9 protein-coding genes are annotated in these 12,386 nt (G+C 70.0%); 5 read left to right on the top strand and 4 right to left on the bottom strand.

Annotated features, from left to right (window positions below):
* Positions 1–37 precede the first annotated feature (37 nt).
* On the top strand, positions 38–871 hold the full coding sequence (locus ACP696_RS13950) for a LysR substrate-binding domain-containing protein (RefSeq protein WP_426009493.1): 834 nt from the start codon (positions 38–40) through the stop codon (positions 869–871).
* Between the two features lie 46 nt (positions 872–917).
* On the opposite strand, the gene ACP696_RS13945 is transcribed toward ACP696_RS13950, so the two are convergent.
* The 3 genes from ACP696_RS13945 to ACP696_RS13935 form a co-directional block, all read right to left on the bottom strand.
* Positions 918–2,678 carry a chloride channel protein gene (locus ACP696_RS13945; RefSeq protein WP_426009490.1) on the bottom strand — a complete coding sequence of 587 codons (1,761 nt, stop codon included), beginning with the start codon at positions 2,676–2,678 and terminating at the stop codon, positions 918–920.
* A gap of 111 nt (positions 2,679–2,789) precedes the next feature.
* A complete protein-coding gene (locus tag ACP696_RS13940) occupies positions 2,790–4,316 on the bottom strand; it encodes an AlkA N-terminal domain-containing protein (RefSeq protein ID WP_426009487.1) in 1,527 nt (508 codons plus the stop codon).
* A 282-nt stretch (positions 4,317–4,598) separates the two neighbouring features.
* On the bottom strand, positions 4,599–5,906 hold the full coding sequence (locus tag ACP696_RS13935; protein ID WP_426009484.1) for an acyl-CoA dehydrogenase family protein: 1,308 nt from the start codon (positions 5,904–5,906) through the stop codon (positions 4,599–4,601).
* Between the two features lie 131 nt (positions 5,907–6,037).
* On the opposite strand from ACP696_RS13935, the gene ACP696_RS13930 reads away from it, so the two are divergent.
* Positions 6,038–6,640 carry a GNAT family N-acetyltransferase gene (locus tag ACP696_RS13930; protein ID WP_426043931.1) on the top strand — a complete coding sequence of 201 codons (603 nt, stop codon included), beginning with the start codon at positions 6,038–6,040 and terminating at the stop codon, positions 6,638–6,640.
* A gap of 4 nt (positions 6,641–6,644) precedes the next feature.
* On the opposite strand, the gene ACP696_RS13925 is transcribed toward ACP696_RS13930, so the two are convergent.
* Complete coding sequence (locus ACP696_RS13925) at positions 6,645–8,942, bottom strand: sensor histidine kinase (RefSeq protein ID WP_426043930.1); 2,298 nt, start codon at positions 8,940–8,942, stop codon at positions 6,645–6,647.
* Positions 8,943–9,097: 155 nt separating this feature from the next.
* On the opposite strand from ACP696_RS13925, the gene ACP696_RS13920 reads away from it, so the two are divergent.
* The 3 genes from ACP696_RS13920 (at position 9,098) to ACP696_RS13910 (ending at position 12,377) form a co-directional block, all read left to right on the top strand.
* Entirely contained in the window at positions 9,098–9,769 is a 672-nt protein-coding gene (locus ACP696_RS13920; RefSeq protein ID WP_426043929.1) for an SH3 domain-containing protein, read from the top strand.
* Positions 9,770–10,272: 503 nt separating this feature from the next.
* Complete coding sequence (locus ACP696_RS13915) at positions 10,273–10,968, top strand: response regulator transcription factor (RefSeq protein WP_426043928.1); 696 nt, start codon at positions 10,273–10,275, stop codon at positions 10,966–10,968.
* 200 nt (positions 10,969–11,168) lie between these two features.
* A complete protein-coding gene (locus ACP696_RS13910) occupies positions 11,169–12,377 on the top strand; it encodes a hypothetical protein (RefSeq protein WP_426043927.1) in 1,209 nt (402 codons plus the stop codon).
* The last annotated feature ends 9 nt before the right edge of the window (positions 12,378–12,386 follow it).

The raw sequence follows: 12,386 nt of genomic DNA, 5'->3' as shown, positions 1-12,386 counted from the left end.
AGAGTTTCTCATAGACCGCTCAGAAGGGGCGCTGCCGATGCCCACCAACCTGCCCACCGAATTGCTGCGCAGCTTCGTCGCGATCGTCGACTCCGGCTCGATGCTGAAGGCCACCGAGCGGGTGTTCGTCACCCAGTCGGCCCTCAGCCTGCAGATGAAGCGGCTGGAGGAGACGGTGCTGACCCCGCTGTTCCACCGCGACGGCCGCCGCCTGGTCCTCACGCCGGCCGGCCACGCCCTGCTGGTCCACGCTCGCGAGATCCTCGACCTCAATGACAAGGCCGTGGTGGCCCTGACCGGCGACGCTCTGATCGGGCCGGTGCGGGTGGGGTTGGTGCAGGACTTCGCCGAGACCCTGCTATCGGGCGTGCTGGCCCGCTTCACCCAGCTCAATCCCGAGGTTCAGCTCCACGTGCGGGTGGCCGGCTCGCCCGACCTGCTGGACCTGCTGAGCGGCGACCGGCTGGACGTGGTGCTGTGCATGGGCGCGCCGGACGACAACGCCGCTGTCCGGGTGGCGCCCATGGTCTGGCACGGCGATGCGGCGTTGCTTGAGCGACCGATACTGCCTCTGGCGATCCTGGAGCCGCCGTGCCGGTTTCGCGACGCGGCCTTGGCGGCGCTGGAGCGCGACGGCCGGCCCTATCGCGTCGCCCTGGAGACACCCAGCCTGTCGGCCCTGCGCGCGGCGGTCGAGGCGGGTCTGGCCGTCACCTGCCGCACGGCGCTGTTTCGGCCGCGCACGCCGCCCATCGAGGCCGGCCTGCCCGCTGTGCCGCAGGTGGCCTATGTCCGCAGGGTCGGACCCGCGCCGCATCCGTCGATCGCCAGGCTGTCAGACCTGATGCACGCTGCGGCCCTGGAGCTCTGAGTCGTCACCCGCCCGGAACCTGACCGCTCCCGGCGCGACGTCTGCCCTAGCTCTCCCCCGTCAGCTCCCGCCGCGCCTTGTCCAGCTCCTCGGCATAGCGCCGCGTGGCATGGGCCTCGGACAGGATGCCGATCACCGCGTGGTCGGCGTCGACCACGGCCAGTTCGTCGGCCTGGGTGTGGTCGAAGGCGCGCATGACGTCCTTGATCGACTGGCCGGGCAGTAGGGCGGTGTCGGCATAGTCGGCCAGGGAGGCGACGGCCTGGTCGCCATCGTCGGGGTTGGCATAGGCCAGGGCGGTGCGGATGATGCCGGCATAGGCGCCGGCCTCGTCGAGGATCACCACCCGCTTGGTCGAGCCCAGCGGATAGCGGCGGCGAAACTCGGCCAGGGTGGCGCTGGCGGCGATGGTCTTGGCGTCCTTGCGCATCATCCGACCAGCGGTCAGGGGCTGCATCCAGCTGACGTCGTGAGCGCTGCGGATGGTCTCGCCGCGCAGGTGCAGACGCCAGGTCGAGAACGAGTAGCCGAAGGTCTCGCGCACCAGGGCGCTGGCGATCAGCGAGGCCACCAGGGCGGCGGCGGCCACGGTGAAGTCGCCGGTCGCCTCCAGCACCAGGAAAGACATGGTGAAGGGCCCGCCGACCACGGCCACGCCCAGGGCGCCAAGGCCGACCAGCGCCGCCACCGTCGGGTCCAGCGAGGGCAGCCAGGGCACGAACACCGTCAGGGCCGCGAAGACCTGGCCGATCAGCGTGCCCAGGAACAGCGAGGCGAAGAATAGCCCGCCCCGGAAGCCGAAGCTCAGCGACACCACCGAGGCCAGGGCCTTCATGATCAGCAACAGGACCAGCATCTTCAGGCCCAGGGCGGCGGTGAGGTTGACGTGCAGCGCGCCGTGGCCGGCCGACAGGATCTGCGGCGTGACCAGGGCCATGGCGGCCAGGGCCAGGCCGCCGACCGCCGGGCGGAAGGTCTTGGGGATCGGCGAGCGGGCCACCAGCTTGTCGGCCGAGGCCACCAGCCGCATCAGCCCGATGCCGGCGGCGGCGCAGACCACGCCCAGCAGGGCGTAGAGGCCGTAGTCGAACCACGATTGCACGGCCGGGGTGGTGGTCTTCAGCAGATAGGGCAGGCCGCCCATCCGCTCCGCGACCAGGGTCGCGGCCAAGGTGGCGGCGACGACGGGCGCCAGGTTGGCGACGGTATAGGCGCCGATGACGATCTCGAAGGCGTAGAAGGCTCCGGTGAGCGGGGCCCCGAAGGCGGCGGCGATGGCCGCGCCGGCCCCGGCCCCGACCAGGGTGCGCATGTCGGCCCGGCGCAGGTTGAGCCTCTGGCCAACGAACGAGGCAATGGCCGCGCCCGCCTGGGCGTAGGCGGCCTCCAGCCCGACCGAGGCGCCCACGCCGTTCGACAGCATCGTCTGTCCGCAGATGAAGGCGCTATCCTTGATCGATAGCCGCCCGCCGTGCAGGGCGTTGGCCTCCACCGGGTCAACGGCCGGGCGGGGTCGGTATTTCAGCCAGGCCCAGGTGGCGAGGCCCAACACCAGGCCGCCAAACGGCAGGGCCAGGGTCCGCCAAGGGGCGATGACGCTCTGGGCGCTGAGCCGCTCGTCGATATTGATCGCGAACAGCATGACCTGTAGGCCGTGAGCGACCCTGGCCTGCAGCACGGCCAGCGCCCCCGCCCCGGCCCCGATCAGGGTGGCCACCGCGATCAGCCACAACTCGCTGGACCGTATCCGTCGCCGCAGCCAGCTTAGCCCGCGCACGGAGGTGGAGGTCGGCAGCGAAAGCGGCATGGGGGTCCTGGGGGGCGAGCAGCGAGGACATCTTAGGGGGGTTGCGCGGTTGGGGACAGGCCCATGGGCCTGTCCCCATCAGAGCGCGCGGCAAGGTCGTCGCGGGATCGGTCAGCGCATCCTGCGCGCCAGCGGCCGGACCGGCGGCGCGCTTTGATCGGCGAGCGAGGCCCACAGGTGCAGGGCGGCATAGGCCCGCCAAGGCCGCCAGGCCTCGGCCCGGGCCAGCAGCTGTTCCGCCGTCGGACGAACGCCGTCGGCGCCTGTCAGGGCGCGCATCAAGGCCACGTCGGCGGCGGGGAAGGCGTCTGGCTCGCGAAGCTGGCGCATGGCGATGTACTGCGCCGTCCATTCGCCGATGCCGGGCAGGGCGCGCAGCCGCTTGACCGTTTCCTCCAGGCCCGCAGTCGGCGACAGCAGATTGGGGTCCTCGACGATCGCCTGGGCCATGGCCGACAGGCAGCGGATGCGGGCGCCGGGCATCTTCATGCCGGACAGGTCGGCAGTCGCGAGCAGAGCGGCCGACGGGAAGGTGTGGGTCAGGCCGGGCTCGGCCCAGGGCGCGGCCAAGGGGGCGCCGTGGGCCGCCACCAGGTCTCCCGCCAGCTTTCGCGCGGCGACGACGGTGATCTGCTGACCGAGGATGGCGCGGACCGCCAGCTCGAACCCGTCCCAGGCCCCAGGCACCCGCAGGCCGGGCCGGGCGGCGACCATCGGGGCCAGGCCGGGATCCTGCGACAGCGCCTCGCCGATCCCCACCGGGTCGGCCGACAGGTCGAACACCCCGCGGACCCGCGCCAGGATGCGGGGCAGGGCCGAGGGCTTGGGAAACCGCACCGCCACGCTCAGCCGGTCGTCGCCGATCGGCCGCACGGCGATGGTCCCGGCGGCCCCGTCCAGGGCGATGGCCCGGCGATAGACGCCGTCGCGCACGATCTCGACCCCTGGGATGGCCCGCATCGCCAGGAAGGCCAGCATGGCGTCCCAGTCATAGGGCGGCCGATAGCGCAGGCTCAGGACGATGGCGTCATTGGCCGGTCCATGTCCTGGGGAAGAGGGCAGGGCCTTGCGACGGCGCAGGGCGGCGGGCGGACAGTCATAGAGCTGCTGGAAGGTCTCGTTGAAGCGGCGCACGCTGCCAAAGCCGGCGGCCAGGGCCACTTCGCCCATCGGCAGGTCGGTCTCGTGGATCAGCTGCTTGGCCAGCAGCACCCTCCGGGTCTGGGCCACGCCGACCGGCGTCGCGCCCAGGTGCTGCAGAAACAGCCGCCGCAGTTGCCGGCCGCCGACGCCGACCCGTCCGGCCAAGGTCTCGACGCCGGCCCCATCCTCACGGGGGGCGTCGAGCGCTCCAGCCTCGATCAGCGCCAGCGCGCGCGACACGGTGTTGGACGCCCCGTTCCACGCCCCCAACTGCGGCGAGGTCTCGGGCCGGCAGCGCAGGCAGGCGCGATAGCCGGCCTCCTGTGCCGAGGCGGCGGTGGCGTGGAAGCTGACGTTCTCGCGCTTGGGGCAACGGGCCGGGCACACCGGCCGGCAATAGACGCCCGTCGTCCGCACCGCCACGAACAGTCGGCCGTCGAAACCGGCGTCGCGGGTCTGGATGGCGCGGTAACAGGCGTCGGGGTCGAGATCCATGGCGACGATCATAGACCGTGGCGCCGCGCGGTCTCGCGGTTTTCGGACGAGGTCGTCAGGCGCTCGACCTGCCGCCCCGGTTGTGGGAGGACTGGCCGGCGGGCAAGACCCCCTCAGTCGCTTCGCGACAGCTCCCCCTGAGGAGCAGCACCTGCTCGGCCTAGACCCTCGCCCTCTGGGGGAGGTGGTCCGGAGGGCTTTAGGGGGTCTTGCACCGCGGAAAGAAAAAGGCCTCCCGGTTTGCGCCGGGAGGCCTTCGTCGTTCAGCGCTCGGCGCTCAGATCAGCGAATCCCCGGCACCTGCCGCGCGGCTTCCCGCTCGACCTTCTGCTGGTAGGCGAGATCCCCGTACTTGCCGTATTCCATCCGGGCGATGGTGCGTTCGTGGACCTCGTCCGGGCCGTCGGCCAGGCGCAGGGTGCGGATGCCGGCATAGGCCTTGGCCAGGCCGAAGTCGGTGGTGACCCCGCCGCCGCCGTGGGCCTGGATGGCGTCGTCGATGATCTTCAGGGCCAGGCGCGGCGCCGCGACCTTGATCATCGCGATCTCCAGACGCGCCGACTTGTTGCCGGCCTTGTCCATCATGTCGGCGGCCTTCAGGCACAGCAGGCGGCACATCTCGATATTGATGCGGGCCTCGGCGATGCGCTCTTCCCAGACCGACTGATCGGAGATGTACTTGCCGAACGCCTTGCGGCTCATCAGGCGCTTGCACATCTTCTCCAGCGCCACCTCGGCCGTGCCGATGGTGCGCATGCAGTGGTGGATGCGGCCGGGGCCAAGGCGGCCTTGCGCGATCTCGAAGCCGCGGCCCTCGCCCAGCAACAGGCCGTCGATGACCGGCACCCGCACGTTCTTGAGGATCACCTCGGCGTGGCCGTGCGGGGCGTCGTCATAGCCGAACACCGGCAGCATACGGACGATCTCGATGCCGGGGCTGTCCATCGGCACCAGGATCTGGCTCTGCTGCTGGTGGCGGCTGGCGTTGTCGGGGTCGGTCTTGCCCATGACGATCGCGACCTTGCAGCGCGGATCGCCGACGCCCGAGCTCCACCACTTGCGGCCGTTGATCACATAGTCGTCGCCGTCGCGCTCGATGCGGGTCTCGATATTGGTGGCGTCGGAGCTGGCGACTTCCGGCTCGGTCATCAGGAAGGCGCTTCGGATCTCGCCGTTCATCAGCGGGCGCAGCCAGCGCTCCTTCTGCTCCAGCGTGCCATAGCGCATCAGCACTTCCATATTGCCGGTGTCGGGCGCCGAGCAGTTGAACACCTCGGAGGCGAAACCGATCTTGCCCAGCTGTTCGGCGATCAGGCTGTATTCGAGGTTGGTCAGCTGGACGCCCTCGAACTGGAACGTGTCGTCCACATGCACCTGGCCGCTGTGGGGCGGCATGAAGAAGTTCCACAGGCCGGCGGCCTTGGCCTTGGCCTTCAGTTCCTCGACGACCTGCACCACCTTCCAGCGCTCGGCCCCGAGCACGTTCATCTCCGACTCGTAGACCGGGACGGCCGGCTTGATGTGCTCGTCCATGAACGCGGTGACGCGGTCGAGGAAACCGCGCTGGGTGGCGGAGATTTCGAAATCCATGGCGTTCCCGATCCCGTTCTTATGGCCGTCAAACAGTTGTTTGAACGATTTCTAGCTTGAACGGAGGCCGACGGCAAGCGGAGTGGCGGCCAGGGTTGCTGATCGTCGCGCGGCCCCGCAAAGTCACGACCATGAACATCCAGATTCGTCCCCTCGAAGGCCGCTACGTTCGGCTGGAACCGATCACCCCCCAACTGCCTGGCGAACTGCGGTCCGAGCTGAAGGGGGCGATCGACTGCGATCCCGACAGCTGGGAGATCATGTCGACCAACGGCTGCGGCGACGGCTTCGCCGACTGGTGGGGCGCGTTGAAGGGCGAGACCGAGCGCGGCGAGCGGATCGGCTTCGCCATCCGCCGGCTGAGCGACAACAAGGTGGTCGGCACATCGAGCTATCTGAACATCCGCAAGCTGCACAAGGGCCTGGAGGTCGGCTCGACCTTCCTGCATCCCGACGCCCGCTCGGGGCCGATCAATCCGGAGTCCAAGCGGCTGCTGCTGGGCCACGCCTTTGACGCCGGGGCGATCCGGGTGGAGTTCATGATCGACGTTCGCAATTCGCGCAGCCGGGCGGCGGTCGAGAAGCTGGGCGCCGACAAGGACGGCGTGCTGCGCAACCACAAGATCACCTGGACCGGCCACGTGCGCGACACCGCCGTGTTCTCGATCACCGACGCCGACTGGCCGGGGGTCAAGCAGCGGCTGGATTACCGGCTGCAGGAGAGTTTTGTTTAGGGGGTTAAAGCGGCAGCACCAGCTCCGTTCGCGCTCCGGTCGCGGCGCCTTCGAACACCAGCGTCCCGCCGATCCGCTCCAGCCGGAAACGGATGTTCTTCAACCCGTGCCCTCCGCCGGTGGCGTGCGCCGCATCGGCGACAGCGCAGCCGTCGTCGGACAACACGACCCGCAGCGCGCTCACCTCCTCGCGGACCTCGACCGACAACCGCGTGGCGCGGGCGTGCTTGATGGTGTTGGTGACGATCTCGCGGATCGCCGAGATCAGGGTCTTGTAGAGGGCGTAGTCCAGCACCCGGCGCTCGACGCCCGTCAAGGTGATGGGCCACACTAAGGCGATGCCCGCCGCCTTCAGCCGCTCGGCGGTTTCGTGGCGCAGATCGGCGAGGATCTGGTTCAGCTCGACTTGGTCGCCAGACAGGCCACTGAGGATGACGCGGATGTCGGCCATGGCGTCGCGGACGTCGCGTCGCACTTCGCGAACGTCCTCGCGGTGCAGGCTGGTCAGCAGCCGGGCGCTGACGTCGTCGTGCAGGTCGCGGGCGATCCGCTCGCGCTCCTCCAGCACGCCGCGCGCATAGGAGTCGCGGGCGGCCTCGGCCTTGCCCATCAACAGGACCAGCTGGGCGACCAGCCGGGTGTCGGTGGCGGTGAACAGCCGCCGCCCCTGGAACGGATAGCGCAGGGTGGTCGCCGCCTCGCCCGCCGCGGCCGGCACCACCAGGGCCAAGCCGTCCTCCAGCAAAGCCGGGGCGCTCGGCGAGAGGTCGCTGAAGCTGACCTCCAGGGGATCGAACATCCGTCGCAGCAGGGCGGTCCAGTCGGCGCGACGCTCGGCGGCGTCGGGCTTGAAGGCCACCGACGCGGCCAGTTCGAACAGGGCGTCATCGCTGATCGCCGCCCGTCCGGCCAACCGCTTCCACACCCAAGCCCGTAGCGGCAAATAGACCAGGGCCACCACCACGATCGACACGCCCAGCGCCGCGCCGCCCTCGACATGCAGGGCCATGACCAGCAGGGCGTCCAGGGCCAGCAGGGCCAGGGCGGTCAGGGCGCCGATGACGATGCGATAGGCCCAGAGGTCGAGGTCGAACAGGCGGTAGCGCCCCACCGCCAGGGCCATGCCGCCATAGACGAAGATCAACGGCACAAAGGCGAAGCCGTCGCTGGCCGCCGAGGGGCCGCCCAGCAGCTTGGGCGCGGCCATCATCACCACCAGCAGGCCAGAGCCGCACAGGGTGATAAGTCCGATCCAGCGCAGGACCCCGCGATCCAGCGGCCGGTGCTCCACCCGCCGCCATTGCAGGACCAGCAGGGCGGCCAGCACCGGCAGGTGCGCCAGCAGGCCGGCGTAATAGACGCTGGCCGGAAGCCACCCCAGTCCCCCGGCCAGGCCCCAGGCGATGGCGGCCAGGCCAGCCGGAACCAGCCAGAACGGTCGGGCCAACCGGGTCGGAAAGAACAGAAACTGCGCCACCGTCGCCGCCGAGCACAGGCTGCTGCCGATCAGGTTCAGGGCGTTCAGCGTCAACAGCAGGCGGCCGTCGGCGGTCAGTTCCTTGGCGTCGAACAGCGCGCCGCTGAAGGCCGTGACCAGGATGCCGAACGCGGCCAAGGCCAGCATCCGGGGCGCCCAGTCGCGCGGCCGCAGGGCCCAGATCCACACTCCGACCACGAACACCGCCAGCCCGCCGCTTAGCAGCATCCAGACGTCGAGAGACAGGTCCGACAGCGCCCGGGGACGGGCCGACAGGCTCAGGGTCTGGACGCGGCCTTCGGCGGCATAGCGGGCCCGAACCGGTCCCTCGGCGATCATCGCGGTCAGCCGCGTGCGGTCGGCGTACCAGCGGGCGATCGCGGCCGGATCGCCGACCGGCGCATAGTCCTGCAGGAAGCCCTCGGCCCGATCGGTGACGACGCCCCTCGACCCGGTCAGGGTGATCGTCGCGCCGGGCGACAGCACGGCCAGCACCTGGCGGTCCGGTCCGATCAGGGCGACCTGGTCGCGGGCGGGGACCACCCTCAGGCCGGCGGCGGGCATCTGCAAAGCGGACCAGACGACGAGCAGCGCCAGCAGCGCCGCCACATGACCCAGCAGCAGGATCCGGCTGGCCGGCGCCCGCACGCCGCGCACGGCGTTCGGCCGCGCGAGCCCCTGGGACGGAGACTTGGCCTGGGGGGCTGAGGTGTCGATCATGGCGTTAGGGTGAGCACGGGGACTGAACTCGAAGCCGACGGGGACTCCCGCCAGTTTCCACGTCACGGCGGCTTTGTCGAAGGAAAGCATGGCCTTGGCGTTCATCTGCGTCGATCCGGGCGTTCGGCGAGCGTCGCGGCGCCCCCGCGCGGCGCGGCCTGGAGCGGTCATCCCCCTGAAGAGGGGGTCGCGGCCCACGCCCCGATCTTCAACAACCACGGGCAGGAACGGCGTCGGGACGCCGTGGGGAGAATGTTTCAATGACCAAGTCCATCACCACGCCCTTGACGGCGATACTCGCGGGCCTCGCCCTGGCCGCCGCCGCGCAGGGCTCGGCCCAAGCCCAGGCGCTGCAGGTCAGCCAGGCCGGCGACGCCCAGCTAAGCTGCGAGCAACTGCAGGCCGAGGTCGCCCGCATGGACCAGATGATGGGCGCCTCCAACACCGCCATCTCCGGCGCCGAGGGTCAGTCCCGCATGGCGCAGAGCGGCGCCGCCCTGGGCCTCAACGCCGCGATGCGCAGCGGAGCCCTGGCCCGCATGCCGGGCCTCGGAATGTTCGCCAATGCCGCGGTCAGCGCCGCCCGGGCCAGCGCCGAGGCCAAGGTCGCCCGCGAAGGCGAACAGATCGCCATCGCCCAGCAGCGCCGCGCGATCATGAACGGCGTCTATCAGGGCAAGGCTTGTGGGACCCAGGCCACGGTCACGACGGTCTCGACGCGGACCGTCCCGGCCGCCGCGCCGTCCAGCCTGAGCTTGAAGGGCGATGTCGGCTTGAAGGCTACCGCCTCGCCCAGCGCGGCCGTTGTGCGGGCCATGACCGCCGGAACCGCCGTCTATCCGACCGGCCAGCGCAACGGCGTGTGGATCGAGGTCGATGACGAGCAGGGCAATCGCGGTTGGATTTCCTCGGCGATGGCCGTCCAGCGCTAGCGGGACGTCTTTCGACGCAGGGAAATGCGCGGCGAACTTCGGTTCGCCGCGCTTTTTTGTGTTTGATGGGAGGTCCCCGTTCTTGGATCTTCCCCCCTTTAATTCTCTTCATCCCGACGAAAGTCGGGACCCAAGCGCTCTATCCGGATTGAGGCTTGCGAACGGGACAGCCGTGAACCCTTGAGCCGACTCGGCTTGGGTCCCGACTTGCGTCGGGATGAATGGAAGTGTGGGGGGAAGGTGCTAGGTGACGCCCAGTCGCCCGGCGGCCTGACGCGGCCGCCGTCAGTCCTTCAACAGAGCGTGGATCACCATCACGAAACACGCCACCAGCACCAGCAGGCCGGACAGATAGGCTAGTTCGTTCATGACCGGATTCCCCTGAGCGACGCCCCTCCGACATCGTCCCGGCAGGATGGGCGCGGTGGGGGCCGGCCTCTACCCCCCAAACAGGGGGCCGTCCGCCGTCTGGCGTCGCGGCGGCGATGGGTTAGGTTGGGGACGTGGAAGCTCAAGCTACCCTTGGCGGCGTCGCGTCGCTCTACGATCAGGTGCTCATCGTCGAGGACCTGCCCGACACCTGCGCCTGGCTGCGCGAGGTGGTGCTCCAGGCGTTCGGCGAAGTCGAGATCGTCACCGCCGCCACGCTCGCCGCCGCGCGCGGCCATGTCGCCGCCCTGGCGCGGCCGGGACTGCGCTCGCTGGCCCTGGTCGATCTGGGCCTGCCGGACGGCTCCGGCGCCGACTTCATCCGCGAACTGTTGCGGGCGGCGCCGGGCGTCACCGTGGTGGTCGCTACCATCTATGACGACGACGACAACCTGATGCGGGCCATGGCGGCGGGCGCCCAGGGCTATCTGCTGAAGGACAGGGACGCCCACAGCCTGGTTGAGCGGCTGCGCGGCCTGGCGGTGGACGAGCCGCCGATCTCGCCGGCCATGGCCCGCAAGATCCTTGAGCACTTCCGGCTGCGCGCCGCCTTCATGACCGCCGACCAGGGCGAGGCCGTCGTCCTGACCCCGCGCGAGACCGACGTGCTGCGCCTGGTCGGCCGGGGCCTGACCGTCAACGAGGCCGCGGAGGTTCTGGGTCTCAGCCCCTCGACCCTGTCGGGCTATGTGAAGACCATCTATCGCCGGCTGGGCATCAATTCGCGGGCCGAGGCGGCGCTGGAGGCCGCGCGGCGTCAACTGACCTGACCCACGGCGGGCCGCGTCCAATGGTCACGGTTGACGGATAACGTCGATTTTTGAGGTTGAGATGGCGTTATCCAAGTTCTTGTAAAGAATTCGCCAAGCCTTCGTATGTATGTTGCGGTGCCATGACGGCTATTGCTTGCTTGAGAATTCTGGTCGCGATTGGGGACCCCGAGACGGGTCGCCCGACGCCGGCCCCCCAGGTGCAGGCCGCCGCGGACCTGTATCTGAAGCACTGCTGGAAGGCCCCACGCCGCTATGGCGCCGTGGCGCCCCTGGCCTTCGTGCTGGCCGACAGCCGGGCCGAGCGCCTGGATCCGGTCGAAATGCAGGCCCTCGCCGTCGAACTGGAAGCGGGCCTTTTCCCCCGCCGACCCCATTCCGAAAAGGGGGCGGGCCAGGTGTGCCTGCTGACCTTCGAGGGTGACGAGAGCGCCGTCCTGCAGTTCGCCAGCCTGTCCCAGGCCGCGCTAGCGGGGTTGATCGCCGGCCGCGGCTATGCCGGCCCGCCCGGCCACGTGCAGGTGATTACCGCCGAAGAGATCCGCGCCGTGCCCAGCGCCCCGGCCGCGACCGAGGCTGAGGTCGCCGCGACCGCCGGGCCGATCCCGCCCGCCTTTGGGGCGACCAGCCCCGCGCCCGCCGTCGAGAACGCCGCCAAGCCCCCGGCGCCCCCCATCGCTCCGGCCGTAAAGCCGCCGCCGCCCGCCGCCACCGGCTGGTGGGGGGTCTATCATCCGCCGTCGGAGTCGTTCGTCGGGGCCGCGATCGGCCTGCGTGTCGATCTGAACCGAGCGCGTCCCGCCGACGACGCCGCCCTGCTGGCCCGCGACCTGACCTGCCTGAACGACGCCCACGCCGCCTTCGCCCGCCTGTCCACCGGTCAGGGCGGTGACGAGGCGGCGGTGCTGTTCCTGCCCTTCAGCTTCTGGAACCTGACCAATCCCTCGTCGCTGGAAGCCTACAAGCGCCGGCTGTCGCGTTTCCCGTTGGCCATGCAGGGCCGTCTGGGGGCGACGATCTATGACACCCCGCGCGAGCCGTCGCTGGGCACGCTGGGCCAGATCAAGACCTTCCTGCAGTCGACCTTCAGCTTCATCGACCTAAACATCACCGAGCCCAACTTCCCCGTCGCCACCCTGCCGGGCGAGCTGGCCACCAGCATCACCCTGTCTCTGCTGGACGAAGAGCTGCGCGTGCGCATCGAGGCCATCGCCAAGTTCGCCGCGATCCAGGGCTCGTGCCGCGCCAAGGGCGTGCGCCAGGCGATCACCGGCCTGCGCGACGCAAAGGAGCTGGACGCCTGTCGCGCGGCGGGCCTGCGCTTCGTCTCCGGCCCCGCGATCACCGACCTGATGGCCAGCCCCGTTGGCGCCAGTCAAGCGCGTGACCTGCCACTGAAAGTCGCCTAGCCAAGCTTT

Source organism: Caulobacter sp. DWR3-1-2 (assembly GCF_049896225.1).
Lineage (GTDB): Bacteria > Pseudomonadota > Alphaproteobacteria > Caulobacterales > Caulobacteraceae > Caulobacter.
Note: the sequence above shows the minus strand (reverse complement) of the source record. Positions and strands in the feature narration are given on the sequence as shown.